Source organism: Qipengyuania sp. MTN3-11 (genome assembly GCF_042851825.1).
Lineage (GTDB): Bacteria > Pseudomonadota > Alphaproteobacteria > Sphingomonadales > Sphingomonadaceae > Qipengyuania.
The window spans coordinates 126866-152631 of the sequence record NZ_BTGM01000001.1 but is presented as its reverse complement, the minus strand read 5'-3'; the positions used below and the strand labels follow the sequence as shown (position 1 = coordinate 152631).

Below are 25766 nucleotides of genomic sequence, written 5' to 3'. Positions count from 1 at the left end.
GATCATCGGGCCGCGCTCTCCTGCAATTGCTTCGCCATCGCCTCCCACACCTTGTTGACCGCCTTCAGCGGCCGCACCATGACCTTGAAGTCCACGATCCGGCCTGCGGAATCGAAGCGGATCAGGTCGATGCCGTTGACGTGGATCCCGTCCAGCTCGGTCTCGAATTCCAACAGTGCGCTGTCGCCATCGACGAGCTCCCGCACGTAGCGGAAGCTGTCGTTGCCGAGCGTTTTTCCCGCGGCGGCTAGATATGCGGTGACGATCTCGCGCCCCCGCTGCGGGGTATGGACCACCGGCGAATGGAAGACCGCATTCTCGTCCAGCATCTCCGCGAGCTCCGCGGGCTGGCTCCCGTTCGCGATCGCCGCGTGCCAGCGTCGCAATCCTAGTTCTGCCGACATGTTGCCTCTCCGAAACTGCTCGCCTGCGCCGTCGACCAGGCTCGCGCGTAGGGCGTCGACCCTGGATCGTCTAGCAGCTGCCCAGGGGCGAGGAAGCGATGGATGTTGTCGATACTGTCGGCGCGCGCGGAATCGAGCCGTTCGGAAATGTGGCAGGGCGCGATCTGCCACGGATTTTCGAGCCCCATCGCCATCACCATCTCGCGGAAGGAATGGAGCGTGTGCCGCTGGAACCGGGCCACCCTTTCGGCTTTCTCCATCGGCACGAGACCGCGCTGGCGCGTGGCGTCCTGCGTGGCGATGCCGGTGGGGCAGTGATCCGTATGGCATTTGAGCGACTGGACGCAGCCGAGCGCGAACATGAAGGCCCGCCCGGCGTTGCACCAGTCCGCGCCGAGACCGAAGTTGAACGCCATGCCGGCTCCGGAATGGACCTTGCCGGCGGCGGCGATCTTGACCTGCGGCTTGAGATTGGTCCCGACGAGCGCGTTGCGGACGATCATCAGCCCTTCGCGCAGCGGCATGCCGACGCGGTTCGAAAACTCCACCGGCGCTGCTCCGGTCCCGCCTTCCGCGCCGTCGACGACGAGGTAGTCGAGCAGGATTCCGGTCTCCCTCATGGCCTTGACCAGAGCGAAGACCTCGTGCGGCTTGCCCACGCACAGCTTGGCGCCGACCGGCTTGCCACCGGACAGGTCACGCAGATGTGCTGCCCATTCGAGCAATTCGATCGGTGTGGAGAAGGTCGAATGCGCTGCCGGCGAGACCACGTCCTGGCCCGGTGGGACACCGCGCGTTTCGGCGATCTCCTCAGTGACCTTGGGGCCGGGCAGCACTCCGCCATGCCCGGGTTTCGCGCCCTGGCTGAGTTTGATCTCGACCATCTTGACCTGATCGATCTGCGCGGTGTCGGCGAATTTCGCCGGATCGAACTTTCCATCCTCGGTTCGGCATCCGAAATAGCCGCTGCCGATCTCCCAGACGAGGTCGCCGCCGTGGGACCGATGATAGCGCGACAGGCCGCCTTCTCCGGTGTCGTGATAGAAATTACCCGCTGCGGCACCCTTGTTGAGAGCCATGATCGCGTTGGCCGAAAGCGACCCGAAACTCATCGCCGAAATATTGAGAAGGGCGGCGGAATACGGTTTCGAGCACTGACCCGTGCCGACATCGACGCGCCACTCGGCCGGAATGTCCTCCTTCGGCACGATAGAATGGGCCAGCCATTCGTATTCGTCGGAGTATACGTCGAGCTCGGTGCCGAAAGGATGGCTGTCGAGCTGACCCTTGGACCGTGCATAGACCAGCGCGCGTTCGTTATGGTTGAACGGGCGCCCCTCCAGATCGTTCTCGACGAAATAGGCCTGGGCGAAGGGCCGCAGGTCTTCGGCGATCCAGCGGATGTGCGCGAGCAGGGGGTAGTTGCGCCACAACGTATGCCGCCGCTGAACCACGTCGTAGACGGCGAGCCCGAGCAGCGGCACGGTCACGAACAGCATCCAGCGCAGCCAGGGCGCGAGGATTCCCAGAGCAGTCAGCAGCAGAACGATGCCGATCGCGCCGTAGCGCATGAACAGCTCGGAGGATTCGCGCCAGTGCGCGAGGTTCTTCATCAGCCGAGATGCTTGGCGAAGAACCCCGCCGTGCGCTTGTCCGCAAGCTGCGCGCATTCCTCGTTGCGACGCTTTCCGAATTCGGTGGCGAAGCCGTGGTCCATGCCCTCGTAGTCGTGAAGGGTCACCTTGGGGTGGGGGTCGAGTCCCTCGTGCATGGCCTTCTGCGTATCCTTGTCGACGAATCCGTCGTCTGTCGGAATATGGAGCATCAGCGGATTGGCGATCGCTTCTTTTTCGCGAAGCAGTTCGTCGATGCCCACGGCATAGTATCCCACCGTTGCATCGCTGTCGGTTCGGGCCGCGGTCATGTAGGCCAGACGTCCGCCGAGGCAGTAGCCGACGGCGCCGACCTTCTTCCCGCCGGTCTCCGCGCGCGCCCACTTGATCGTTGCCTCGATGTCCCTGATCCCTTCGTCCTGGTCGAACTTGCCCATCAGGTCGAGCGCGCGCTGCATTTCGGGTTCGATGTCGGGATCAAGCTCGATGCCGCGCTCCAACGGCCAGAACAGGTCCGGCGCCACGGCGAGATAGCCGTCCTCCGCCAGACGGTCGCATTTCCGCCGAATCCCGGCATTCACCCCGAAGATTTCCTGGATGACGACGATCGCCGCCTTGGGTTCGCCGGCGGGGCGGGCGACATAGGCCTCGAATTGTTCGTCACCGGAAAGACGCTCGATCTGGACGTTCTCGCTCACATAAATCTCCCTCAGATGGACGCGCGCTTGCGCCGTGCGTGGTTCCGACCCAGATAGGGCCGCAAAGACGTTCTACGAAAGCCCAACGGAGGAAGCGCGATGAAGGTCCATGTCGAAATCGATTGCACGCCAGAGGAGGCGCGCAGTTTCATGGGCCTGCCGGATGTGGGCAAGGCCAACGCGGTCTATGTCGACATGATGTCGAAGGCGATGAGCGGGGTCTCCGACACCGAAAAGCTGCAGGAATACGCGCGCCAACTTGCCCCGATGGGGCAGGCGGGTTTCAAGCTGTTCCAGAGCTTCATGGAAGGGGCGGGCGCCGCGAAGTCTTCCACCAAGCCGACCCCCACAACCGAAGACTGATTTTATCGGCATGGGCGACACGATTTTCGCCCTGTCGAGCGGCGCGCCTCCGGCAGCCATCGCCATCGTGCGCGTCAGCGGGAAGGGCGCTGCGCCTGCGCTGAAGGCGCTGGCCGGTTCGCTTCCCGAGCCTCGCCGAACGGTGTTGCGCGCCTTACGCGATGGCGAGGGCGAGCTGCTCGACCGCGCGCTGGTGATCTGGTTTCCTGGTCCGGACACTGCCACCGGAGAGGATCTGGTGGAACTGCATTGCCATGGCGGCCGGGCAGTGGTCCGGGCGGTCGAGGATGCCCTGGCGAAGCTTCCCGGGCTGCGCCGCGCCGAAGCGGGCGAGTTTACGCGCAGGGCCTTCGAAAATGGCCGGATCGATCTGGCCGAGGCAGACGGACTTGCGGATTTGCTGGCCGCGGAGACGGAATTGCAGCGCCGGGCCGCGCAGGTTGCGTTCGGCGGGGCGACCAGCCGGATGGTGGAGGGATGGCGTGACGACGTGCTCGCCCTGTCGGCTCTGATCGAGGCGGCGCTCGATTTCTCGGACGAGGATGATGTCTCCGAACTGCCGGAGGGCTTTACGCAGCGTTTGGAAGCTCTCGGAGGCGCGTTGGAGGAAGCTTTGGCGCGGCCGCCCGCCGAGCGCTTGCGCCAAGGCGTACGCGTCGTTCTGGCGGGGCCCCCGAACAGTGGAAAATCTTCTCTCTTCAATGCGTTGGCCCGTGATGGGGTGGCCATAGTCTCCGACATCCCCGGGACCACCCGCGATGTCATCGAGCGGCCGGTTGCCTTTTCCGGCGTGCCATTCGTCCTTGTCGATACGGCGGGAATTCGAGAGGCCGCCTCGGATGCGGTGGAAGGCGAAGGCATCGGTCGCGCCCGCGAGCAGATGGATCGTGCGGACATCGTCCTATGGCTTGGCCCGGAAGGAAATGGGCCGCCGCATGCCCTAGAGATACAATCCATGACAGACACCGGAGCCCCTGGAAAGAAAACGCCCGACTATTTGGTCTCATCGGTAACCGGTTTGGGGTTGGGGGAGCTCGAAGCCGGACTTGTCGAACGGGCCGGCCTGTTGCTTCCCAAGCCGGGCGAGGCAGCCCTCGCAGACCGGCAGCGCAGGTTGATCCACTATGCGCGGGTGGAACTGGAGGTAGCTGAGGAAGAGTGCGACCTGCTCATAGTGGGCGAGGCTTTGCGGCGCGCCCGCATCGCGTTCGACCGATTGCTGGGGCGTGCTTCGACGGAAGAAATGCTCGATGCTCTCTTCGGACGCTTTTGCATCGGGAAGTGAGCGCTTCCGTCACGGTTGTTTCACGTGGAACATCGTTTTGACGTAGGAGGATGGCTGATCTAACGGAGGTGCGGTGAGCAGCTTCGATATCGTTGTCGTCGGTGGAGGTCATGCCGGAGTAGAGGCTGCGGCCGTCGCCGCCCGGATGGGCGTGCGGGTGGCGCTGGTGAGTTTCGATCCCGATGCGATCGGAGCGATGAGCTGCAATCCCGCGATCGGCGGATTGGGCAAAGGACATTTGGTGCGCGAGGTCGATGCATTCGACGGCGTCATTGCGGCTGCCGCGGATGAGGCGGCGATCCATTATCGCATGCTCAATCGGTCCAAGGGTAGTGCGGTCTGGGGGCCACGCGTTCAGGCGGATCGACAGCTCTTCAGAAGAGCAGTCCAGCGTGCGATCAAGGAACAGGGCGATCTGACCGTCATTCCCGGCGAGGCCGTCGCCTTGCGATTCAACGGTGATTCGGTCGGCGGCATCGAACTGGCAGACGGTACTGCGATCGAGGGCAAGCGGGTCATACTGTGCACCGGGACGTTTCTCGGCGGCATCCTGTACCGCGGCGAGCGGCGCATGGAGGGCGGGCGCGTCGGTGAGCAATCCGCGCTTCGGCTTGCCGCCCAGATCCGCGACGCCGAACTGCCAATGGCCCGGCTCAAGACAGGAACGCCTCCGCGGCTCGACGGCCGAACGATCGACTGGTCGAGGCTTGAAGAGCAGCCGTCGGACGGCGAGCGCTGGACCATGTCCGCGATGGGTCGAAACCGCAGAAATCCAGAGATATTCTGTGCGATAACCCGAACCAATCAGCGCGCGCACGAAATCATCCGTGCCAACCTTGACCGGTCTCCGCTGTTTTCCGGGGCTATCGGCGCGGAAGGGCCTCGGTACTGCCCGTCGATAGAAGACAAGATCCATCGGTTCGGAGACCGCGACGGACACCAGGTGTTCCTTGAACCCGAAGGTCTCGACACTTTTGCAGTTTACCCCAACGGAATCAGCACATCCCTTCCGGAGGATGTCCAGTTGGCAATGCTTCGGAGCATAAATGGGCTCGATCGCGTCGAAATGGTCGTTCCGGGCTATGCAGTCGAATACGACCATCTCGATCCTCGGGCCCTTACCCGCGGATTGGAGGTGCGAGCCTTGCCGGGGTTGCATTGTGCCGGGCAAATCAACGGAACCACTGGGTACGAAGAGGCGGCTGCCCAGGGGCTGGTTGCCGGGATTGCAGCTGCTTCCGACGTGTTGGGCATCGAACCGCCCGGCATCGATCGCGCAAATTCCTATATCGCCGTAATGATCGACGATCTCACTTTGCAGGGGGTTACCGAACCCTATCGCATGCTGACGTCCCGAGCGGAGTATCGACTTCGCCTGCGAGCAGGGAATGCGACCACTCGACTAACTGCCGAAGCAATGCGTATCGGGTGCGTTCGCACCCGCCGACGCAAGTGGTTCGAGGATCGGCAAGCGCGCCTCGGAGAGGCGAGGGCCATGATCGAGAGCCGCGCAGACCTTGCCGATCTTATCCGAGGAAGTGGGCTCGGTTTGACCGAACTGGTCGAATCACTGAGAACCGATTTCACAAGGAACGATGACGTTCTACAGGAGACGATTGAGGATATCCGCTACGCGCCTTATGTGGCGCGACAAGACAGCGAATTGCGGGAACTGCGTGCAAACGAGAACTTGGCAATTCCCCCAAAATTCTCGTTTCGAACGATACCGGGCATGTCCAACGAAATGGTCCAGCGTCTGGAAGCGGCACAGCCCCTCTCACTGGCTGCAGCGGCGCGGGTCCGGGGGATCACCCCCGCCGCTCTTTCCGCCCTTCTGGTCGAGGTTCGCAAAAGAGCGAAGACCGCGGCATGATCGATGGCGAAATGGACGCCAAGGCATTCGTCGCGAAATTTGCGCCCGCCTCAGCTCTTGAAAAACTCAAGACCCTGGAAGAAGCGCTCCGCGCGGAAAACCAGCTACAAAACCTGGTTTCTTCAGCTTCGCTCAGAAACATTTGGCAGCGCCATTTTGCCGATTCGGCACAGCTGATGGCGTTTGTTCCACGTGAAACGCAATCATGCATGGACCTAGGGTCCGGGGCTGGTTTTCCTGGACTCATACTGGCGATCCTGGCTCCGGAAGTGGCCGTCACTCTGGTAGAAGTCAGAGGACGAAGAATCGAATGGTTGGAGCGAATGCGCAATGACCTAGGGTTGCACAACTGCAAGGTTGAAGGATGCCGGCTGGAGCAGGTTTCCACACGCCCTGTCGATCTCATCACAGCGCGGGCCTTCGCTCCGCTCGAAAAACTCCTCAAATTGTCCGCACGCTTCTCCACAAGCCGAACCCGCTGGCTATTGCCCAAAGGCCGATCAGCGGCGAGTGAGGTAAAAGGCTTGCCGGACAATCTTCGTGCGATGTTTCACGTGGAACAATCTCTGACGAGCGCGGACGCGGGCATCATCATCGGCACAGGTAAAGTCGAGGCGCGACAATGATCACCGTTGCAATAGCCAATCAAAAGGGTGGAGTGGGCAAAACCACTACCGCTATCAATATTGCCACTGCCATGGCAGCTACCGGGTGGAAGACCTTGCTTCTGGACCTGGACCCGCAGGGAAATGCGTCCACGGGCCTTGGAGTCGCGTCCTCTGCTCGAAAGACGACCAGCTTCGACCTCCTGGTGGATCAAGTCGGCCTGGACAGTTGTGCGCAGGCAACCGAGATACCCAATCTCGACATCGTTCCTGCGACCCAAGACCTTTCGGGAGCCGAGGTCGAGCTGGTTGCCGTCGAGGATCGCTCCCACCGGCTGAAAAGCGCGCTTGCGGGATCGGCCCATGGTGGGCCCTCAAGCTATGATATCTGTTTCATCGACTGTCCGCCGTCCCTGGGGCTATTGACCCTGAACGCACTTGGTGCCGCCGATTCGCTCCTGGTCCCGCTACAATGCGAATTTTTCGCCCTCGAAGGTTTGAGCCAACTGCTCCAGACGGTCGAAAGGGTACAGGAGCGGTTCAATCCCGATCTTGGCATTCTGGGCGTAGTCCTGACGATGTTCGATCGCCGCAACCGGCTTACGGACCAAGTGGCTGACGACGTCCGGGATTGTCTCGGCAAGCTGGTGTTCGATTCGGTGATACCGCGTAATGTTAGGCTGTCCGAGGCTCCCAGCCACGGATTGCCGGCACTCGTCTACGATCATCAATGTGCGGGGAGCCGCGCGTATATCGCGCTGGCTCGCGAACTGATCGAGCGCTTGCCGCAGGAGAGGGAAGCCGCATGAGCGATAGCGAGGAAAAAGACGCGAAAACCCGTCTGCCGGCGCGTCGGAAGCTGGGTCGCGGCCTAGGGGCGCTGATGGGGGATGTTCGGCGCGAAGAGCCGGTCGGGAGAGCGAACGGCCAGACGGACGAAGGGGGCACCATACCGCCGTCCGAAGCCCACCCGTCAAATAACGCTCTGAAACTCCTAGACATTTCAAAGATCCGGCCCCTGGCCGGTCAGCCGCGTACCCATTTCGACGAGGAGGCGCTGGATCAGTTGGCCGCCTCGATCGAGGCGAGGGGGGTAATCCAGCCAATCATCGTTCGTCCGAAGGGCGATGGCTTCGAACTCGTTGCCGGCGAGCGCCGCTGGCGGGCGGCGCAAAAGGCCCGTTTGCACGAAATCCCGGCCATCGTCCGCGATCTCGATCAGCGGGAGGTCATGGCGCTGGCGCTCATCGAAAACCTGCAGCGAGAGGACCTCAACCCGATCGAGGAGGCGCGGGCATACCAGCGTCTCGCCGAGGAAGAAGAGCTGACTCAGTCCGAAATCGCCCGGATGGTCGACAAGTCGCGTAGCCACGTTGCCAATTTCCAGCGCTTGCTCACCCTTCCCGACGACGTATTGGCGCTGGTCGCGTCCGGCGAGCTCGCCATGGGCCACGCTCGCGCGCTGATCGGTCACGATGATGCTTCGGAATTGGGCCGACGCGCCGCCAAAGAGGGGCTGTCGGTCCGCGAGGTCGAAAAGCTGGCGCGGGGCGAGGCGAAATCGAAACCGAGAGCGCCGCGCCGCGAAGGCGCCTCCGCCGACGACGCCGATATCGCGGCGGTGCAAAACCATCTCGAGGAATTCCTCGGCCTGACGGTCCGGATCAAGAGCGGACAACCGCCCAGCAGCGGAACGGTGACGATTTCGTATCGCAGCCTCGATCAGCTCGATCTGATCTGCCAGCGGCTGACCGGAGGCGAAATCTAAGTCGCGCGGCGCGACTTTCGCCGCATCATTCCTCCGGTTCGATTACCGGACGATACACCACCTGCTGCGCTACCGGGATCGAGACCGGCACGAGCATGTATTGCTGGCCGGGCGCGTAGGCGAGCGGCCCCCCGCCGTGATTGCTTGCCCTCGTCAGATAATCGTCGAGATAGTCCGCGCAGTAGGCGTAAGCATCGTCGTAAGCGCGCCTGTCGCCGCGATCGTCGATCGAATCCCCGATGGCCGAACCGGCGAGCCCCCCGACACCCGCCCCCAGCAGCGTCCCGCCGAGGCGGTTGCCGTCGGCGATGCGATTGCCGATAACGCCGCCGGCCAAGGCGCCGGCAAGTGTTCCGATCACGCGCCCGCGATCGCGCTCTTCATAGCCGGCGAGCCGCGAACTGCATTCCGAGAGCCAGGCGTCGCTGTCGAAGGCGACCAGCTGCGCGCCATTGGGCAGATATCCCGACGGGGCGCTATAGGCCTGAGGCGTATGCGCTGAATAGGAATACCCGTCTACCCCCGCATAGCCGGCCCCGTAATGCGTCATGGGCGGGATGATCATCGGCAACCGCGCCGACGAATGGGCTTCGGGCAGGTAGAGCGACGCGCGATGATGGGGCGGCGGAGGCGGCACCGGTCCCGGCGGTAGGGGCCGCGGAGGAATTGCGCGGACCGCGGTGTTTTCCTTCACCGGAACGGCCGGCGCAGCCTGATATGTCACCATCGCATCTTGCTCGACCGACTCGCCCTCGGGTCCGGGAACGGCATAAAGATAGTCGCCATCCTCGTAATAGATGGTCTGTGCGAACGCAGGCGCACAGCCGGCGAGTGCGACGGCCGACACGGCGGCGGCTTTGAGGATGCTGGACATGATGGCGGGAACCTACCTTTCGCGGGCAACTACCTCCGGATTACCACCGGGGTCCCGCCCTGGCAAAAGCACTCTCGCCGGCCTGTCCCGCTATGGGGCAGGCAGGGATGTCAGATCCGCGTGGAAAGCAATTCAGCCAATCGCTCGATCCCGGCGGCGTCGTCCTCATCGAATCGCGCGAGGTCCGGGCTGTCGAGGTCGATGACCGCGATGGTTTCGCCCTCACGGACCACGGGAACGACCAGTTCGGACCGCGTCGCCCCGTCGCAGGCGATGTGCCCGGGAAATGCATGAACATCGGGGACGAGCTGGGTCGCGCGGTCCCGTGCGGCGGCCCCGCAAACGCCGGTCCCGAACGGTATGCGGATGCAGGCGGGCCGGCCGACGAAGGGACCCAGCACCAATTCGCCGCCGACCGCGCGATAGAATCCGGCCCAGTTCACCCGGTCGAGGAACTCTCCCATCAGCGCGGCGACATTGGCCATGTTGGCAACCGGATCGCGCTCGTCGGCGGTGAGTGCGTCGGCGGCATCGACCAGCTGGCGATGGAGTTCGGGCTTGGACGTGCCTGGCGCGGGTCTGAAGTCGTACATGGCGACCGCTATCTAGGTGTCCGGACCATTGCCGCAAGTCGCGGGCTCGCCTAGATCGCAGATCATGAGCACCGGCAAGAAAATCCTCATCGGCATCGTCATCCTCCTGGTGGTCCTCGCCGCCGCAGGATATTTTGCAACCCGCGGCGACCGGGCCGACGTCCCCATCGAGGAGGTGACCGGCACCGATCCGACGCTCGAGGAGGCGGATGCCGAGACCATTCCGACGGTGGCGATCGCCGAACCCCTAGGCTGGGCGGAGGACGAGGTGCCGGTGCCTGCCGAAGGCCTTGCGGTGTCGCGATTCGCCGACGGTCTCGACCATCCGCGTACGCTCCAGGCCCTCCCCAACGGCGACATTCTCGTCAGCCTGACGCGCGCGCCGGGCAAGGAGCCCGAAGGCGAGCCCGGTCTGCTCGATCGCATCACCGGCTGGATCGAAAAGACGCTGATGAGCCGGGCGGGAGCGACGGGCGAATCTGCGGACACGCTGCTGCTGCTGCGCGACACCGATGGGGACGGCGCCGCCGACGAGCGCTTCGTCCTCTCCGACGATCTCGAATCGCCCTCCGGCATCGCCTGGCGCGACGGGACGCTCTATGTTGCCAACCACAACGCGGTGCTCGCTTTTCCCTACGAGCTCGGCGCAAACGCACTCGGCGGCGAACCCCGCAAGCTGATGGACCTCGCGCCGGGCGGAGGGCACTGGATGCGCAACCTCGCGCTCCATCCGGAAGAGAACAAGCTCTACGTCGCCGTCGGATCGGTTTCGAATATCGGCGACCAAGGAATGGAGGTCGAGGAAGGCCGGGCGCTGATCTGGGAATACGATCTCGAGACGGGACGGCAGCGGGTGTTCGGCGCGGGTCTGCGCAATCCCAACGGGCTCGATTTCAGCCCCTGGTCCGGCGAATTGTGGACCACTGTCAACGAGCGCGACATGCTGGGGTCGGACCTCGTGCCCGATTACCTCACCAATGTGCCGGTCGGTGCGCAATACGGCTGGCCGTGGGTTTACTGGAAGGACAATGTCGACCAGCGGGTCGAAGCACCGATCCCCGCCTATCTCACGGAGTACGCACGGCGCCCGGAATATGCGCTCGGTCCCCATGTGGCTGCGCTCGGTTTCGTGTTCAGCGAGGAAGGCGCGCGGATGGGCGAGGGCTTTTCCTCGGGCGCCTTCATCGCCCGGCACGGATCGTGGAACCGCAAGCCGCCTTCGGGCTACGATGTCGTCTATGTCGCCTTCGACGAGCGCGGCAATCCGACCGGCAAGCCGATCCCGGTCCTCACCGGCTTCCTCAACGAGGACGGCACCACCAAGGGCCGCCCGACCTGGGTCGAATGGGCCGGAGACGGCTCGCTGCTGGTGAGCGACGATACCGCCGGGATCATCTGGCGGGTCGCTGCGCCGGGGGCGGAAGGGCAGACCGCGATCGCGCGCCAGCGGGGCGAGCGCCTGCCCGCCCAGCGCGAGCTGCGGGGCAACCGTTCCAGCTTCGGCCGCGACGACTACGCCCGCGAGGAACCGGCGCAATAGGCCCGGTCAGCCGACCATCTGCTCCGCACTGAGCGTGTAGAGCCCGCCCGCGCCGCCGATGGCTCCGGCTTTCAGGCCGATGGCTTCGGGGACGATCCGGTCGAGGAAGAATCGCACCGCGGCGCGTTTCGTGTCGACGATGCCCGGTGCTTCGCCGCCCTCGATAGCCGCGAGCTGACGCGTGAGTTGCCAGCCCGCCACCGCCACTGCCATCATGGTGCAGAAGGGCACGCTACCCGCCAGCCGGTCGTCGAGGCTCGCTTCTTCGCGCATCCAGTGTGCGACAGCGGCGCACTCGCCGGCGAGTGCGAACAACATCGGTTCGCCGCTGCTCTCGCGGGCGATCTGTTCGAGCAGGCCGGTCAGGGCCGCACCGCCCTCCAGTCCCAGCTTGCGAGTGACCAGGTCTGCGGCCTGGATTCCGTTGGTGCCCTCGTAGATCGGGGCGATCCGCGCATCGCGCCAGTGCTGCGCGGCGCCGGTCTCCTCGACGAAGCCCATGCCGCCGTGCACCTGGATGCCCAGGCTCGCGACCTCGACGCCGATGTCGGTGCCCCAGGCCTTGAGCAGGGGCACGCAGATCTCGGCGCGGCTTCTGGCATCGGCATCGCCCAGCGTACCGCGGTCGATCTGGCCGGCGGTGTAGTAAAGCAGCGCCCGTGCGCCCTGGGTCAGCGCCATCATCCGCAGAATCATGCGCCGCACGTCCGGATGCTCCAGGATCGCCACCGGGCTCTTGTCCGCCGCTCCCGCACGGGCCGACTGAATGCGCTCGCGGGCATAGGCAAGCGCCTGCTGCGTCGCCCGCTCGCCGATCTGCACCCCCTGATTGCCGACATTGATGCGGGCATTGTTCATCATCGTGAACATCGCTGCGAGGCCGCGGTTCTCCTCGCCCACCAGCTCGCCGATGCATTCGCCGCTGTCGCCATAGCTCATCACGCAGGTGGGCGAGGCGTTGATGCCGAGCTTGTGCTCCAGGCTGACCGGGCGCAGATCGTTGCGGGCGCCGAGCGAGCCGTCGGGCTTCACATGGTACTTCGGGACCAGGAAGAGGGAGATTCCTCGGCTGCCCTCCGGCGCACCGGGCAGGCGGGCAAGCACGAGGTGGACGATGTTTTTCGCCAACTCGTGCTCGCCCCAGGTGATGTAGATTTTCTGACCGGCGATCCGGTATTGGCCGACATGTTCGCCTTCCTCGATCGGCGTGGCGGTCGTGCGCAGCGCGCCAACGTCGCTTCCGGCTTGAGGCTCGGTCAAATTCATCGTCCCGGACCAGTTTCCGCTCACCAGATCGGGCAGATATTTTGCCTTCTGTTCCGGTGTGCCGTGATGCTCGATCGCCTCGATCGCGCCGACGCTCAGGATCGGCAGCAGGGTGAAGGCCATGTTGGCGGTGCCGAGATTTTCGAGCACGTTGCAGGCGAGGGTGAACGGCAGGCCCTGACCGCCGTGATCCGGCGGACCCGCAATCGCGTTCCATCCCTGCTCGACATAGTGGGCATAGGCTGCCTCGAAACCGTCGGGCAGCCTCACGACGCCGTTTTCGAGCTTGGCACCTTCGAGATCGCCGAGGCGGTTGAGCGGTGCCCATTCTCCGGCGGCGAACTGGCCGACCCCCTCGACGATCGCCTCGACCATATCCGGTTCGGCGGCGGCGAAGCGCTCGGATTGCGCGAGCTCGGCGATTCCGGCGTTGATCTTGATGGCGAGCAGCTGGTCTGCGGTGGCTGGCGAATATGCGATCACGGGCAACAGGTCCTCTTGGCTTTGCGCGTCCCCAGATATAGCGCCGGGCCATGACGGGCAAATACGCTACGGAACAGCTTGGGGCGGATGCGGAGGGGATCGGCCGGGCGGCGGCCATCCTGCGCGAGGGCGGTCTCGTGGCGATCCCCACCGAGACCGTATACGGCCTCGCCGCCCGCGCCGACAGCGAGGCCGCGGTGGCACGGATCTACACGGCCAAGGGCCGGCCCGGCTTCAACCCGCTGATCGTCCATGTCGCCTCGCAGGAGCGCGCCACGCAGTTCGCGACATTCGACGCGCCGGCTCGCGAGCTCGCCGAACGGCACTGGCCGGGTCCTTTGACGCTCGTGCTTCCGGCGCTGCCAGACAATGGCCTCGCACCGGCGGTCAGCGCCGGCCTGCCGACGATCGCGCTTCGGTGCCCGGAGCACCCGGTGATGCGTGCGGTACTAACGGAGCTCGATCTGCCTCTTGCCGCACCCTCGGCCAATCGCAGCGGGTCGGTCAGTCCGACCACCGCGGCGCATGTGCTGGCGACGCTCGACGGGCGGGTGGATGCCGTGATCAACGGAGGCGAATGTCAGGGCGGACTGGAATCGACCATCGCCGCGGTGCGCGGAGACGGGCGTATCGAGGAATTGCGGCCCGGCCCGATTACCTTCGCTTCAGGCAGACATCTTCGGACCGACCATCCTATCGAAGCGCCCGGACAACTCGCCAGCCACTATTCGCCGGGCAAACCGTTGCGATTAAACGCAACGGGCGGCGCGGACGACGAATTCCTGATCGGATTCGGGACGGTAGAAGGAGACTGCGGACTTTCGCCGAGCGGCGATCTCGTCGAGGCGGCGTCACGCCTCTATGCCTGCCTGCACGAAGCGGCGGCGTCCGACCGGCCGCGTATCGCCGTCGCGCCGGTGCCGAACGAAGGTATCGGCCGAGCGATCAACGACCGATTGCGACGCGCGGCGGTGCCGGTCGACTAATCTTCCGGCTCGAGCGGAACGCTCGGCAATATCGCCTGGATTTCTTCGTAGGTCTGGCGGGCATCATCGCAGGCCGAGCGGTCGCCGTCACGGCAATCCTCGTTCTCTTCGCGATACTGCCGTTCGCGTTTGGCCAGCCGTTCCTCGCGCCGGCGAATTTCGCGGCCGCGGGCTTCGTCCGCTTCGGACTGGCTGGTCGTGACCAAATCCACGCCCTTGCCGACCGCCCTGACGGGCAAGGTGGCGACGTCGACTACGGTCTTGGCCAGGCAGCCCGAAAGCGTCAGCGCGGCAAAGGGTAAGGCGAAAGCAAGCAGCGGGCGCATCTGTGGACCTCCACGGCCGCCCTAGAAGGTCTGCGATGGCCTTGCGATGAATTAGTCGCCGGCGCCGGCTTCCGTTTCGCTCGGTGCGGCACGGGCGCCAGTCTCGGCCCGGGCATCGTCGCGGCAGATGACCTTGCCCGAGCCCATGGCGTTTACGGTGCAGGCTGCACGCCCGTGGACGGTGACCGTGCCCGAACCGGCGATGTTGGCTTCTACCGTACCGTCCGAGGCGAACTCGCCGTCGCCCGATCCGGCTATCGATATCTCGGCATCGCCGACCCTCAGATCGCGCATTTTCGAGGAACCGGAGCCGGCGATATTCATGTCGAGCCGCTCGGCATTGCCGGCGGCAGCGAATGCGCCAGAGCCCATGATGTTGAGATCCAACGCACCGGTCGTCAGCCGTGCGATCCTGAGCGCGCCCGAACCCGCGATGGTTGCCTCCGTGGCGTCGCCCGAAAGCGAAGCGGCCTCGATGTTGCCGGACCCCGCCAGGGTAATACCACGCGGGCTCGGCATGGTGACCCGGACGATCGCGGTGCCGGTGTCGCGCCAATTGCCGTTTTCGCGCATGATGCCGAGCTTGCCGTCCTCCAGATTGAAGCGGAGCAGCTCCACTGCCTCGGCATCGCCCGAGACATTGATGGCGAGTATCTCGCCGTCGCTGATGATGATCCGGTCGGGGCCGGCCAGCACGATCCCTTCGGGCGGGGTGCCGCTCATGTCCAGTTGGGCGAGCGGGACGCCGTCCGTATCGCCCACCGTCATGGAATAATTGCACCCGGCCAATGAAGCACCGGCGGCGAACGCGGCTAGCGGGGCAAAATTTCTGAAAAATTTGTGCAGCATCGAACGGTTCTCCACACGCTATGTGTGTTGCCGTTATAATACAGCACGAGTCCGAGTTCAAGTCCGAGACGAAAAGAGCCGCCCCCTTGCAGGAGCGGCCCCTTCGTCATCCCTGTGGGGAAGTGCCGGTCATGCGTCTTCGGCGTTCTCGTAATATTGCGGCGCATGGGTCCGCAGCACATCGAGAATCTTTTCCAGCGCGGCCGCCTCGTCGGTCTTTTCCATCGCCGCGAGTTCGCGGGCAAGCCGGCTCGAGGCCGCTTCGAAAATCTGCCGCTCGGAATAGCTTTGCTCGGGCTGGTCCTCCGGACGGAACAGGTCGCGCGTCACTTCGGCGATCAGGACGATCTCGCCCGAGTTGATCTTCGCCTCGTATTCCTGGGCCCGTCGGCTCCACATGGTGCGCTTGACCTTGGGCTTGCCCTTCAAGGTTTCCATCGCTTCCTTGAGCGTCTTGTCGCTCGACAGCTTGCGCATGCCGATCGATTCGACCTTGTTCACAGGAACGCGGAGCGTCATCCGCTCCTTCTCGAACCGCAGGACATACAGCTCGAGCTGCATGCCGGCGATCTCCTCGCTCTGCAGCTCGATCACACGGCCCACGCCGTGCTTGGGGTAGACAACGTAATCGCCAACATCGAAGGCGTCAGCCTTGCTCGCCATGCAAAATCCTTTCGTCGCGGGCGGAGGATTTCCTTCTCACGAAAGTCACGAACGGCATCGGTCGCGGTTCGAAAAGAGCCGCGGCCCTGTCTCGGCATGTCTTTCGGTAAAAAGGTGGTTCTGCCCTTTCGGTCCGTATCACCTGGCCGGGGCAAACCGGCGCGGTTGTTGCATTATATAGCACACACTCGCGAATATTGCGAGTCTGGCGAACATAAGGGACAGGATAGGCGCCAGGATGTCGATGCGAGCGGGGCGATCAGTCGCCGTCGCCCGGGTCCGGGCTGAAGAACTTTTCGTACTTGTCCTCTTCGCCCTTGTGTTCGTCGGCGTCCTCGGGCGGTTCCTTCGACTGGGTGATATTCGGCCATTCGGCGGAGAACTTGGTGTTGATCTCGAGCCATTTCTCGAGCCCGTCCTCGGTATCGGGCAGGATCGCCTCGGCCGGGCATTCGGGCTCGCACACGCCGCAATCGATGCATTCCGATGGGTTGATGACGAGCATGTTCTCGCCTTCGTAGAAGCAGTCGACCGGGCAGACCTCGACGCAGTCTGTGTATTTGCATTTGATGCAGGCGTCGGTGACGACGTAGGTCATGGGCGATCTTTTCCTTCGTGTGTCTGGTCGCGCCCGGGTGCTATGGCGCTTTGGTCTATGGGGTCAAGCATCCGATAGCAGCTTTGCGCCTCGCGCGGAGGACCGCGCCGGGCGGGCATGGCGAGAACTTCCACCAGCCGCACCGTGTTCCCGATGGGGATGGTGAGCACATCGCCGATGGCGACCGGCTGGCTCGAACGGGTCACCCGCTCGCCGTTGCGGCGCATGTGACCTGCAGCGACGAGATCGGCGGCGCGGCTCCGGGTCCGGCAGAACCGCAGCATGCACAGCAGGCGATCGATCCGCAATTCCGGCGCTGCCCCTACCGAACGAGGTCCGCCAGTGCCGCGAAGGCGCTGCCTTCGCGCGGCTTCACGGGCGCCTGCCGCTCGGTCTTGCGGCGCGAGGGGCGCCATTCCCAGAGGTCCGGTCGCGCGGGTCCGAACGCGCCTTCGGCCATCGGCCGGGCGCGCTGGACACGGAAACCCGCCTGGCCGAGCAAACGAACGATATTGTCGGGCTCGAGCCCGATCGACACCGGCAGTGACAGGTCGAGCACGAATTTGCGCCGCCGCTTTTCGGCCTTGGCTCGGTTTTGCGATGTCGCTCGCGTCTCGTGCGCGGCTCGAAATATCTTCTCTGCGAGGTCAAGCCGGATCGCCTGGCTCCCTGCATGGCGATAGCCGGCGGGCAGTTTCGCGCGATCGGCGATCACCGGCAGCATCATCTCCTCCAGCGGTCGCCGGTCGCGCCCCAGCGCGTGAAGAATCCGGCGGGGTGCAGGCTTGAGCAAACCGGGCGCGAAGATGTCGAGCGCCCCGAAGGTCACGCCGGTCTTGCGCAAGAAGGGCCGCAGCTCCTTGGGAAGATGCTCGATCCCCGCATTCTCGCGGGTGACGAAGCCGTGACCGGCGATCAGGTTGAGTAGCAGGGCGCGACCCTGCGAACCGGTGTCGGGCGACCGTGCCGCCTGCTGCAGTTTCCGCAGCGGTTCGAGCGGTTCGAGCCGGCGTTCCAGCCAGGCGTCGAGCGCTGTCAGCAGCGCCGTGCGGTTGGCTTCCGGCAGGCGGTCGACTTCGCGGGACGGCGTCAGCACCGCGCCGCTGTCGCGCAACTCTGCCGTCGCCAGGTTCTGCCGGCCCCAACGGATCGCGCCTCTCTCCAGAGTGACATCAGCGAGTTCCGCAGCGATCAGCCGATCGACCCGTTCGCCAAGTAGACGCGGCAAAGCTTTCTCGGCTGCTGCGAGCAGCATCTTGCGATCCGCATGGCTGGCCGAATGATCGACGTCGAAGCGCAGGCCGCCGACTTTTCCGATGGCCTCGCCTTCCACACTGACCACGCCGTCGTCGTCGAGCGTGATCGGCAGGGCAGAGACGTCTTCGCCCATGGATTTCATCAGTATGGTCGTCCTCCGGTTGACGAAGCGCTCGGTCAGCCGCGCATGCAGCGCATCGGACAGCTTCGCTTCCACCGCCCGGGCGCGCGCGGCCATTTCGTCGCGGGCCAGCACCCAGTCGGGCCGTTGGCAGATATAGGCCCAGCTGCGAATCGCCGCGATCCGCCCCTGCAGCGTATCGATGTCGCCCGCCATGTTGTCGAGTTCGGAAATGCGGGCAGCGACATAGTCCGCGCCGATATGGCCGTGACGCAGATCCTGCCACAAACGGGCGACGAGCCGCGCGTGGACATCGGGTCCGCGCTGGCGGAAGTCGGGGAGCGAGCAGGCCTCCCAGAAACGCCTGACCATGCCCGGCGAGCGGATATCGGCGGCGAAGGGCTCTTCCGAAAGGCGCTTGAGCGTCGCGAGGTCGATCGCTTCGGGCGCAAGCCTGAGGACCTCGCTTTCGGGGGGAGTCTCGAGATCGGCGATCAGCGTCCCGAGGCTGTCGAAACGCGGTTCGGCATCGCGCCAGAACAATTTCGTGATCGGCGCGAAGCGATGCTCCTCGATCGCGTAGATTTCCTCTTCGTTGAACTCGGGCGGCGTGCCGCCACGCTGTCCGCCCGCCAGCATGCCGAAGGTGCCGTCCTTCTGGTGCCGGCCGGCGCGCCCGGCGATCTGGGCCATCTCGGCCGGGAGCAAGCGCCGGGTGCGCACACCGTCGAACTTGCTGAGGCCGGCGAAAGCGACGTGGGTGACGTCGAGATTGAGCCCCATGCCGATGGCATCGGTGGCGACGATGTAATCGACCTCGCCGTTCTGGAAGAGTTCGACCTGGCGATTGCGCGTTTCCGGGCTGAGCGCGCCCATGACCACCGCAGCGCCCCCGCGGAAGCGGCGCAGCATTTCCGCCACCGCATAGACCTGCTCGGCGCTGAAGGCGACCACGGCGCTGCGCGGCGGCAGGCGCGAGAGCTTGCGCGGTCCGATGTGGGTCAGCGTGGAAAAGCGCGGCCGCTCGGTGATCTCGGCCTCGGGCACCAGCGCCTTTACCATGGGAGCCAGCGTCGCCGCACCCAGCAGCATGGTTTCCTCGCGTCCGCGGGCATTGAGCAGGCGGTCGGTGAAGATGTGGCCGCGCTCGCGGTCGGCGGATAGCTGCGCCTCGTCGAGCGCGACGAACCCCGCGCCCCCTCCGGTTCGCGGCATCGCCTCGACCGTGCAGCACATGTAGCGCGCGCCCTCGGGCTCGATCCGTTCCTCGCCGGTGATCAGCGCGACCTGCTTGTCGCCCTTGATCGCCCGCACCCGGTCGTAGACCTCGCGCGCCAGCAGCCGCAGCGGAAAGCCCATGGTCCCGCTCGAATGGGCGCACATCCGCTCGATCGCGAGGTGGGTCTTGCCGGTGTTGGTGGGGCCGAGAACCGCTTTGACAGAACTGTCCTGCATCAATTGCACAGATGGCAGTCGCTTCGCCGGTTCACAACCTCGCCGGCGAATTCAACTCGGCGCACAGCGGACTCGGATGGGCGCGAATTAGGGCGATCTTAACTTTAACCGCGCAGGGATTTGAGCCATCGCACCGCAAACGGGTCGGAGGCAGTTCGCGTGTTCACTTCGCGCGCAGAGGACATGGAACAAGCGCTGCCGGATCAGACCGGCCGTGCCGCGCCTGCCGCCGCGCTTTCCTCCGGTCAGGAAGCCCCGCGCCGAAGTCTGCGCGAGCGCTTTTCGGGTGTCGAATTCGTGCCCGACCTCGGTGCGGATATCGGCAGTGGCAAATGGTTTCGCGGTCTCGGCTCGATGATCGCGCTCTCTGCCGTGGCGCTCGCCTTCTGGCCCGATTTCGCGCCGCTCGAAGCGGCGCCGGCGATGCGGCTCGACCGCGATGCCCGCGACGAATTCCGCAGCCAGATGATCATGCCGCTGGCTCTCGGCAGCGACAGCGGCCGGCGCATGGGGGCGACTCCCATCGTTCGCTCGCTGGCCGCCGCTCCAGAACGGCCCCAGCTCGACATGCTGGCCACTCTTGCCCAGGGCGACAGCTTCGACCGCATGCTGATGCGCGCCGGAGTCGCTTCTCCCGACCGCGCGCGCGTTCTAGACCTGATCGCCGATGTCATGCCTCCCGGCGAGATCGAACCCGGCACGCAGGTCGACATCGTGCTCGGCCGCCGTCTTGCCGAAGGGAGCCCGCGTCCGCTCGAATCGCTGGCGTTCCGAGCCCGGTTCGACCTTGCGCTCGAAGTCGGGCGGCTGGAAGGCGACGGCGCGCTGTCGCTTACCCGCAAGCCGATCCGGGTCGACGAAACCCCGTTGCGCATTCGCGGGACCGTGGGGGCCAGTCTCTACCGTTCGGCGCGCGCGGCCGGTGCGCCTGCTTCGGCGGTGCAGGCCTATCTCAAGGCGCTGGGCGCGCAGACCGAGCTCGGCGACGATCTGCGCGCGGGCGACACCTTCGACATGATCGTTGCCCATCGCCGCGCCGCCACCGGCGAACGGCAGGCGGGGCAGCTCCTCTACGCCGGGCTCGAGCGCGGGGACAAGCCGGCAGCCCAGCTGATGCGCTGGGGCCGGGACGGGCGCTTCTATGAAGCTTCCGGCGTCGGCGAGCAGCGCAGCGGCCTGATCGCACCGGTGCCCGGCCGCATGAGCTCGAGTTTCGGGATGCGCCGACACCCGATCCTCGGCTATCGCCGGATGCACTCCGGGGTCGACTTCAAGGCCAGCCACGGAACGCCGATCGTCGCCGTGACCGATGGACAGGTGCTGAGCGCGGGCCGTGCCGGAGGCTGCGGCAACGCGGTGAAGCTGCGCCACGGCGGCGGCATCGACACCCGCTATTGCCACATGAGTCGGATCGCGGTCGGCCGCGGGCAGAGCGTCCGGCGCGGGCAGGTCATCGGCTATGTCGGTTCGACCGGGCTCTCGACCGGCGCGCATCTGCATTACGAGATGTATCGCAGCGGCCGCGCGGTGAACCCGACATCCGTCAGCTTCGTCACCCGCGCCCAGCTCGAGGGCGAGGAATTGAAGCGCTTTCGCGAAACGCTTGCGCGGTTGAAGGAGGTCGAAGCCGGAGCGGCCCTGGCCGACCTCGACAAGACACCCCAGGAGACCGCGGCGGAGGAACCCCTGCGCGAGATCGACAAGCTCGACCGGCGCCGCGCCATCTGATTGCGAAGCGGCGCGGAATGCGGCACACGCGGCGCACATGACCGGCAGCTACCCCAACACCCGCCTGCGCCGCACCCGCGCGCATGCGTGGAGCCGTGCGCTCCATCGCGAGACCGTGCTGACGCCTGCCGATCTGATCTGGCCGCTCTTCGTCACCTCGGGAGAAGGCGTGGAGGAACCGGTGGCGAGCCTGCCCGGCGTATCGCGCTGGTCGGTCGACGGGATCGTCGCGCGGGCCAGGGAAGCGGTCGATCTCGGCATTCCCTGCATCGCGCTGTTCCCCAATACCCCGCCCGGGAAACGCAGCGAGGACGGGGCCGAAGCCCTGTCACCCGACAATCTGATGTGCCGCGCGATCAGGGCGGTGCGCGATGCCTGCGGCGGCGATATCGGCATTCTCACCGATGTCGCCCTCGATCCCTACACCAGCCACGGGCAGGACGGGCTGCTGGACGATACCGGCTATGTCATGAACGACGACACCGTTGCGGTGCTCGTCGATCAGGCGCTTAATCAGGCGGCGGCGGGCGCGGACATCATCGCCCCGTCGGACATGATGGACGGGCGCGTGCGGGCAATCCGCATGGCACTGGAGATGGGCGGGCATGCCAATGTCCAGATCATGAGCTACGCGGCCAAATTCGCTTCGGCCTTCTACGGCCCGTTCCGCGACGCGGTCGGCAGCGGCGGGCTGCTGAAGGGCGACAAGAAAAGCTACCAGATGGATCCGGCCAATGCCGAAGAGGCATTGCGCGAGGTCGAGTTCGATATCGCCGAAGGGGCCGACAGCGTGATGGTGAAGCCCGGGCTTGCCTATCTCGACGTGATCTGGCGGGTGAAGGAGCGCTTCGGCGTGCCGGTCTTCGCCTATCAGGTGAGCGGCGAATACGCTCTGATAGAGGCGGGTGTGGCCGCCGGCGTCGGGGACCGCGACGCACTGGTGATGGAGAAGCTTCTCGCCTTCAAGCGCGCCGGATGCCGCGGCGTGCTGACCTATCACGCACCGCTCGCCGCGCGCATTCTGAATGGCTGACATCGTCCTCGAAACCGAGCGGCTGATCCTGCGGACCATCGAGGAGTGCGACGCGGCGCTGCAATTCCACTTGCTGAACTCGCCCGCGATCATGGATCAGCTTGGCGGCCCGAAGGAACTGCACGAGATCGAGGCCAAGCATGCCAGGGCGATGGCATCCCATGTGCGGGACGGCTTTTCCTTCCTGATGATGATCGAGAAACCGAGCGGCGAACTGGTGGGCCATTGCGGATTGAAGCGGGTCGATCATCCGGCCGCTCCCAACCAGGGCGATTTCGAGATCGGCTGGCTCGTCCGCGAAGATCGCTGGCGGCGCGGCTATGCCTTCGAGGCTGCGAGCGCCGTTCTCGAATGGGCGTTCTGTCGGCACGATGCAGCGCATGTGGTCGCGCTGACGGGCACCCGCAACCGGGCGAGTTGGCGAATGATGGAAAAACTCGGAATGCGCCGTACGGCAGAATGCGATTTCGACGACCCGGATTACCCGCCCGAAGATCGACTGACCATTCAGTATCGGATCGACCGCGCCGCTTGGGAGGCGCGGGCCTAATGGCGGCGGTTTCAGGCCGCCGGCGCTGGCTGTTCGTCGCGACGATCCTGACCGGCAGCTTCCTGCTGTTCCTTGTCCAGCCGCTGGTGGCGCGGATGGCGCTGCCCCGGCTCGGCGGGGCCCCGGCGGTGTGGAACAGCGCCATGCTGGTCTACCAGGCGCTGTTGCTCGGCGGATACGCCTATGCCCATGCGCTTTCGCGGCTCACCATCGCGCGGCAGGCGGCGATACATCTCGCGGTCCTGGTCCTGGCCGGCCTTACTCTGCCGATTGCGCTGGCGGATGTCATTCCGCTGACGACCCGGGGGCTCGAGGCCTTCTGGGTGCCGCTGCTGTTCCTTTTCACGATCGGTCCGGTGTTCTTCGCGGTCGCTGCGCAGGCCCCGTTGATGCAGCGCTGGTATGCCGCCGACCCGCAGGCCGGCGATCCCTACTGGCTTTACGCCGCTTCCAACCTGGGCAGCTTCGCGGGCCTGATCGCCTATCCCCTGCTGCTCGAACCGAACCTCCCGCTGGGCCGGCAGAGCCTCGTCTGGAGCGCCGGTTACGCGCTGCTGATCGTGCTGGTCGCGGCGGCGGCCTGGGCGCGTCGCGGTCGATCGGATCGGGCGGAAGAAACGATGCAGGAGGAGCACGACGGGGCCCCGATCGGCTGGCGGCGCGTGGCGCTGTGGCTGGCGCTCTCGGCGGTGCCTTCGGGCCTGATGCTGTCGACCACCACCCATCTGACGACCGATATCGTCGCCATGCCGCTGCTCTGGGTCATCCCGCTGGGGCTTTACCTGCTGAGCTTCGTCTTTGCCTTCAACGAACGCAGCGCGCTGGGTTTCGTCCTGGCTCGGGTCGCGCCGGTCATCGTCCTGCTCGCGGGCGGGATGGCCATGGTCAGCCAGAGCGGCGGCAGCTTCTCGATCGGGCTAGCCACCGTGCTGATGCTGTTCGTCGTCGCGACGGCGCTTCACCGCAGGCTCTACCTGCTGCGTCCGAGCCCGGCCCGCCTGACCTATTTCTACCTTGTGATGAGCGCGGGCGGAGCGCTGGGCGGGGTTTTCACCGCATTGGTTGCGCCGCTGGTGTTCGATTGGGTCTGGGAGCATCCGATCCTCGTTCTGGCCGCAGCGGCCCTGCTGCCCGACCGGCCTTTGTTCGCCTGGATGGACAGGCTGGGGCTCGACCGGCGGGGCAGGCGGATCGCGGTCCTGCTTCTCCTCATCGCCGCAGTCGCGATCGCCGGAGCGATCAACGGCTGGCTGGTCGAGCAACGTGATTCGCTGGTGCTCGTCGGCATGATGGGTGCGGCGGTGTGTGGCATACTGGTGCTGGGGCAACGCCGCACCATGGTCGTTGTGCTGCTGGTGCTGATGCTTGGCCGGGGCGGGTGGCAGACGCTCGACACATCCTTCGAAGGCGCGCGCGACCGCAGCTATTTCGGCGTCTACACCGTGCGCGAGCAACCCGAAGACGGGCTGCAATCGCTGATCAGCGGCACCACGCTCCACGGGCTCCAGTTTACCGATCCGGACAAGGCGCGTCGACCGACGACCTATTATGGCCCGGATTCGGGCGCCGGAGCGGCGCTCCAGGCACTGCCGGCGATCGGCGATGCGGACGCCCGCGTCGGAGTCGTCGGGCTCGGCGTCGGCACGCTCGCCTGCTATCGCCGTCCCGGGCAGCGCTGGGAGTTCTTCGAGATCGACGCCACGGTCCTGCGCTATTCGCGGGATGGAACCTTCGGTTTCCTGACCGACTGCGCACCCGAAGCGCCGATCCATCTCGGCGATGCACGGCTGGTCCTCGATCGGTTCGGGCAGGTCATGACCCACGACGATCGCTTCGATGCGCTGGTGATAGACGCCTTCAGTTCCGATGCGATCCCCCTGCATCTCGTCACCACCGAGGCGTTCGGTATCTATCGCCGCGTGCTGGCCGACGACGGGCTGCTGATGGTCCATATCTCCAACCGCTTCGTCGACTTGACCCCGATGATGGCGGCTCTGGCGCGCGAGCACGGTATGCTCGGCGTGCTGAGGCTCGATCAGGACCCACCGCCCGATCCCTCGCTCAGCGCCTCGATATGGGTCGTGATGTCGCCCGATGCCGGCACGCTCGCAGCGCTGCTTTCGGCGCGGCCCGATCTGTCCTGGCACCGTCTGGCGAACCCCGCGGAACCGGTCTGGACAGACGATTTTGCCTCGATCCTCCCTTTCATCCAGTGGCACAATGTGCTGGGTAGCGGTTCATGACCATCGCACGGCCCGGCGTCACCATCGTTCCCATCCACGGCAAGATGCCGCGGATTCACGACAGCGCCTTCGTGGCGCCGGGGTGCACCCTCATCGGCGACGTGACGATCGGGGCGGAGAGTTCGATCTGGTACAATTGCGTGCTGCGCGCCGATGTCAGCCGCATCGTCATCGGCGATCGCACCAATGTGCAGGACGGCAGCGTGCTCCATTGCGATCCCGAACGCCCCGGCGATCCCGACGGCAGTCCGCTGATCATCGGCGACGACGTGCTGATCGGCCACATGGCCATGATCCACGGCTGCCTGATCAAGAACCGCGGCTTCGTGGGTCTGGGGGCGATCGCGATGAACAAGGCGGTGATCGGCTCGGACGCGATGCTCGCAGCGGGCGCGATGCTGACCGAAGGCAAGGTTATCGCCGCGCGCGAACTCTGGGGCGGCCGCCCGGCTCGCAAAATGCGCGACCTCGACGATGCGGCGATCGCCGGAATGCGGATGGGCGTGGCGCATTACGCCGAGAATGCGAAGGCGCACGCAAAGGCTGTGAGCGATCTGACCTGACAGAATGCGCCCCGAGAAATCCGCTGCAG

The 25766-nt window shown here is 65.3% G+C and carries 25 protein-coding genes; 13 read left to right on the top strand and 12 right to left on the bottom strand.

Features of this window, described 5'->3' with window-relative positions; genetic code table 11:
* Window positions 1-2 precede the first annotated feature (2 nt).
* The 3 genes from ACGHN1_RS00735 to ACGHN1_RS00725 are packed head-to-tail and all read right to left on the bottom strand — an operon-like array spanning window position 3 to window position 2715.
* Window positions 3-404: a nuclear transport factor 2 family protein gene (locus ACGHN1_RS00735; protein WP_390547460.1), complete on the bottom strand. Its 402-nt coding sequence runs from the start codon at window positions 402-404 to the stop codon at window positions 3-5.
* Window positions 389-2017: an FMN-binding glutamate synthase family protein gene (locus tag ACGHN1_RS00730; protein ID WP_390547458.1), complete on the bottom strand. Its 1629-nt coding sequence runs from the start codon at window positions 2015-2017 to the stop codon at window positions 389-391. Before ACGHN1_RS00730 ends, ACGHN1_RS00735 begins: the two co-directional genes overlap by 16 nt.
* Window positions 2017-2715 (bottom strand): dienelactone hydrolase family protein, encoded by a 699-nt coding sequence (locus tag ACGHN1_RS00725; protein ID WP_390547456.1) that lies wholly within the window; start codon window positions 2713-2715, stop codon window positions 2017-2019. Before ACGHN1_RS00725 ends, ACGHN1_RS00730 begins: the two co-directional genes overlap by 1 nt.
* 99 nt (window positions 2716-2814) lie before the next feature.
* Between ACGHN1_RS00725 and ACGHN1_RS00720 the strand changes: the two genes are divergently transcribed.
* The 6 genes from ACGHN1_RS00720 (at window position 2815) to ACGHN1_RS00695 (ending at window position 8609) form a co-directional block, all read left to right on the top strand.
* A complete protein-coding gene (locus tag ACGHN1_RS00720; RefSeq protein WP_390547454.1) occupies window positions 2815-3078 on the top strand; it encodes a DUF6489 family protein in 264 nt (87 codons plus the stop codon).
* 10 nt (window positions 3079-3088) lie between these two features.
* Window positions 3089-4363: a tRNA uridine-5-carboxymethylaminomethyl(34) synthesis GTPase MnmE gene (gene mnmE / locus ACGHN1_RS00715; protein ID WP_390547452.1), complete on the top strand. Its 1275-nt coding sequence runs from the start codon at window positions 3089-3091 to the stop codon at window positions 4361-4363.
* Between the two features lie 73 nt (window positions 4364-4436).
* Complete coding sequence (gene mnmG, locus ACGHN1_RS00710; protein WP_390547450.1) at window positions 4437-6236, top strand: tRNA uridine-5-carboxymethylaminomethyl(34) synthesis enzyme MnmG; 1800 nt, start codon at window positions 4437-4439, stop codon at window positions 6234-6236.
* On the top strand, window positions 6233-6862 hold the full coding sequence (gene rsmG, locus ACGHN1_RS00705; RefSeq protein ID WP_390547448.1) for a 16S rRNA (guanine(527)-N(7))-methyltransferase RsmG: 630 nt from the start codon (window positions 6233-6235) through the stop codon (window positions 6860-6862). The genes mnmG and rsmG overlap by 4 nt, the downstream gene beginning before the upstream one ends.
* On the top strand, window positions 6859-7650 hold the full coding sequence (locus tag ACGHN1_RS00700) for a ParA family protein (protein WP_390547446.1): 792 nt from the start codon (window positions 6859-6861) through the stop codon (window positions 7648-7650). The genes rsmG and ACGHN1_RS00700 overlap by 4 nt, the downstream gene beginning before the upstream one ends.
* On the top strand, window positions 7647-8609 hold the full coding sequence (locus ACGHN1_RS00695; RefSeq protein WP_390547444.1) for a ParB/RepB/Spo0J family partition protein: 963 nt from the start codon (window positions 7647-7649) through the stop codon (window positions 8607-8609). The genes ACGHN1_RS00700 and ACGHN1_RS00695 overlap by 4 nt, the downstream gene beginning before the upstream one ends.
* 25 nt (window positions 8610-8634) lie before the next feature.
* Here ACGHN1_RS00695 and ACGHN1_RS00690 read toward each other — a convergent pair whose 3' ends face one another.
* Entirely contained in the window at window positions 8635-9483 is an 849-nt protein-coding gene (locus tag ACGHN1_RS00690; RefSeq protein ID WP_390547442.1) for a glycine zipper domain-containing protein, read from the bottom strand.
* Between the two features lie 110 nt (window positions 9484-9593).
* Window positions 9594-10076 (bottom strand): GAF domain-containing protein, encoded by a 483-nt coding sequence (locus ACGHN1_RS00685; protein ID WP_390547440.1) that lies wholly within the window; start codon window positions 10074-10076, stop codon window positions 9594-9596.
* Between the two features lie 64 nt (window positions 10077-10140).
* On the opposite strand from ACGHN1_RS00685, the gene ACGHN1_RS00680 reads away from it, so the two are divergent.
* Window positions 10141-11616: a PQQ-dependent sugar dehydrogenase gene (locus ACGHN1_RS00680; RefSeq protein WP_390547439.1), complete on the top strand. Its 1476-nt coding sequence runs from the start codon at window positions 10141-10143 to the stop codon at window positions 11614-11616.
* A gap of 6 nt (window positions 11617-11622) precedes the next feature.
* Here the strand turns inward: ACGHN1_RS00680 and ACGHN1_RS00675 are convergent, their stop codons facing one another.
* Window positions 11623-13362 (bottom strand): acyl-CoA dehydrogenase, encoded by a 1740-nt coding sequence (locus ACGHN1_RS00675; RefSeq protein WP_390549709.1) that lies wholly within the window; start codon window positions 13360-13362, stop codon window positions 11623-11625.
* 53 nt (window positions 13363-13415) lie between these two features.
* Here ACGHN1_RS00675 and ACGHN1_RS00670 point away from each other — a divergent pair, with 53 nt between their 5' ends.
* Entirely contained in the window at window positions 13416-14351 is a 936-nt protein-coding gene (locus ACGHN1_RS00670) for an L-threonylcarbamoyladenylate synthase (RefSeq protein WP_390547437.1), read from the top strand.
* Here ACGHN1_RS00670 and ACGHN1_RS00665 read toward each other — a convergent pair.
* The 6 genes from ACGHN1_RS00665 to ACGHN1_RS00640 form a co-directional block, all read right to left on the bottom strand.
* A complete protein-coding gene (locus ACGHN1_RS00665) occupies window positions 14348-14677 on the bottom strand; it encodes a hypothetical protein (protein WP_390547435.1) in 330 nt (109 codons plus the stop codon). The genes ACGHN1_RS00670 and ACGHN1_RS00665 overlap by 4 nt on opposite strands.
* A 51-nt stretch (window positions 14678-14728) precedes the next feature.
* Window positions 14729-15466, bottom strand: a complete 738-nt coding sequence (locus tag ACGHN1_RS00660; protein WP_390547433.1) for a head GIN domain-containing protein — start codon at window positions 15464-15466, stop codon at window positions 14729-14731.
* A gap of 189 nt (window positions 15467-15655) precedes the next feature.
* Window positions 15656-16189, bottom strand: coding sequence for a CarD family transcriptional regulator (locus ACGHN1_RS00655; RefSeq protein WP_390547431.1), 534 nt, complete (start codon window positions 16187-16189; stop codon window positions 15656-15658).
* 259 nt (window positions 16190-16448) lie between these two features.
* On the bottom strand, window positions 16449-16787 hold the full coding sequence (gene fdxA / locus ACGHN1_RS00650; protein WP_390547430.1) for a ferredoxin FdxA: 339 nt from the start codon (window positions 16785-16787) through the stop codon (window positions 16449-16451).
* Window positions 16784-17095, bottom strand: coding sequence for an RNA-binding S4 domain-containing protein (locus ACGHN1_RS00645; RefSeq protein WP_390547428.1), 312 nt, complete (start codon window positions 17093-17095; stop codon window positions 16784-16786). Before ACGHN1_RS00645 ends, fdxA begins: the two co-directional genes overlap by 4 nt.
* Before the next feature lie 14 nt (window positions 17096-17109).
* Entirely contained in the window at window positions 17110-19620 is a 2511-nt protein-coding gene (locus tag ACGHN1_RS00640) for a helicase-related protein (RefSeq protein ID WP_390547427.1), read from the bottom strand.
* Window positions 19621-19803: 183 nt separating this feature from the next.
* Between ACGHN1_RS00640 and ACGHN1_RS00635 the strand changes: the two genes are divergently transcribed.
* From ACGHN1_RS00635 to ACGHN1_RS00615, 5 genes are read left to right on the top strand one after another with little or no spacing between them, the layout of a single operon-like run.
* Window positions 19804-21348, top strand: coding sequence for a M23 family metallopeptidase (locus tag ACGHN1_RS00635; RefSeq protein WP_390549707.1), 1545 nt, complete (start codon window positions 19804-19806; stop codon window positions 21346-21348).
* A gap of 37 nt (window positions 21349-21385) precedes the next feature.
* Window positions 21386-22381, top strand: coding sequence for a porphobilinogen synthase (gene hemB, locus ACGHN1_RS00630; protein ID WP_390547425.1), 996 nt, complete (start codon window positions 21386-21388; stop codon window positions 22379-22381).
* Window positions 22374-22931: a GNAT family N-acetyltransferase gene (locus ACGHN1_RS00625; RefSeq protein WP_390547423.1), complete on the top strand. Its 558-nt coding sequence runs from the start codon at window positions 22374-22376 to the stop codon at window positions 22929-22931. Before hemB ends, ACGHN1_RS00625 begins: the two co-directional genes overlap by 8 nt.
* Window positions 22931-25174 (top strand): spermidine synthase, encoded by a 2244-nt coding sequence (locus ACGHN1_RS00620; protein ID WP_390547421.1) that lies wholly within the window; start codon window positions 22931-22933, stop codon window positions 25172-25174. Before ACGHN1_RS00625 ends, ACGHN1_RS00620 begins: the two co-directional genes overlap by 1 nt.
* A complete protein-coding gene (locus ACGHN1_RS00615; protein WP_390547419.1) occupies window positions 25171-25737 on the top strand; it encodes a gamma carbonic anhydrase family protein in 567 nt (188 codons plus the stop codon). Before ACGHN1_RS00620 ends, ACGHN1_RS00615 begins: the two co-directional genes overlap by 4 nt.
* The last annotated feature ends 29 nt before the right edge of the window (window positions 25738-25766 follow it).

Excerpts from the sequence above, each read along its gene's own strand:
- ACGHN1_RS00615 (WP_390547419.1), top strand. The coding sequence starts at position 25,171 with ATGACCATCGCACGGCCCGGCGTCACCATCGTTCCCATCCACGGCAAG.
- ACGHN1_RS00690 (WP_390547442.1), bottom strand. The coding sequence starts at position 9,483 with ATGTCCAGCATCCTCAAAGCCGCCGCCGTGTCGGCCGTCGCACTCGCC.
- ACGHN1_RS00685 (WP_390547440.1), bottom strand. The coding sequence starts at position 10,076 with ATGTACGACTTCAGACCCGCGCCAGGCACGTCCAAGCCCGAACTCCAT.
- ACGHN1_RS00655 (WP_390547431.1), bottom strand. The coding sequence starts at position 16,189 with ATGGCGAGCAAGGCTGACGCCTTCGATGTTGGCGATTACGTTGTCTAC.
- rsmG (WP_390547448.1), top strand. The coding sequence starts at position 6,233 with ATGATCGATGGCGAAATGGACGCCAAGGCATTCGTCGCGAAATTTGCG.
- ACGHN1_RS00695 (WP_390547444.1), top strand. The coding sequence starts at position 7,647 with ATGAGCGATAGCGAGGAAAAAGACGCGAAAACCCGTCTGCCGGCGCGT.
- ACGHN1_RS00680 (WP_390547439.1), top strand. The coding sequence starts at position 10,141 with ATGAGCACCGGCAAGAAAATCCTCATCGGCATCGTCATCCTCCTGGTG.
- ACGHN1_RS00730 (WP_390547458.1), bottom strand. The coding sequence starts at position 2,017 with ATGAAGAACCTCGCGCACTGGCGCGAATCCTCCGAGCTGTTCATGCGC.
- ACGHN1_RS00625 (WP_390547423.1), top strand. The coding sequence starts at position 22,374 with ATGGCTGACATCGTCCTCGAAACCGAGCGGCTGATCCTGCGGACCATC.
- ACGHN1_RS00720 (WP_390547454.1), top strand. The coding sequence starts at position 2,815 with ATGAAGGTCCATGTCGAAATCGATTGCACGCCAGAGGAGGCGCGCAGT.
- ACGHN1_RS00700 (WP_390547446.1), top strand. The coding sequence starts at position 6,859 with ATGATCACCGTTGCAATAGCCAATCAAAAGGGTGGAGTGGGCAAAACC.
- ACGHN1_RS00735 (WP_390547460.1), bottom strand. The coding sequence starts at position 404 with ATGTCGGCAGAACTAGGATTGCGACGCTGGCACGCGGCGATCGCGAAC.
- ACGHN1_RS00670 (WP_390547437.1), top strand. The coding sequence starts at position 13,416 with ATGACGGGCAAATACGCTACGGAACAGCTTGGGGCGGATGCGGAGGGG.
- ACGHN1_RS00665 (WP_390547435.1), bottom strand. The coding sequence starts at position 14,677 with ATGCGCCCGCTGCTTGCTTTCGCCTTACCCTTTGCCGCGCTGACGCTT.
- hemB (WP_390547425.1), top strand. The coding sequence starts at position 21,386 with ATGACCGGCAGCTACCCCAACACCCGCCTGCGCCGCACCCGCGCGCAT.
- ACGHN1_RS00635 (WP_390549707.1), top strand. The coding sequence starts at position 19,804 with ATGGAACAAGCGCTGCCGGATCAGACCGGCCGTGCCGCGCCTGCCGCC.
- fdxA (WP_390547430.1), bottom strand. The coding sequence starts at position 16,787 with ATGACCTACGTCGTCACCGACGCCTGCATCAAATGCAAATACACAGAC.
- ACGHN1_RS00640 (WP_390547427.1), bottom strand. The coding sequence starts at position 19,620 with ATGCAGGACAGTTCTGTCAAAGCGGTTCTCGGCCCCACCAACACCGGC.
- mnmE (WP_390547452.1), top strand. The coding sequence starts at position 3,089 with ATGGGCGACACGATTTTCGCCCTGTCGAGCGGCGCGCCTCCGGCAGCC.
- ACGHN1_RS00620 (WP_390547421.1), top strand. The coding sequence starts at position 22,931 with ATGGCGGCGGTTTCAGGCCGCCGGCGCTGGCTGTTCGTCGCGACGATC.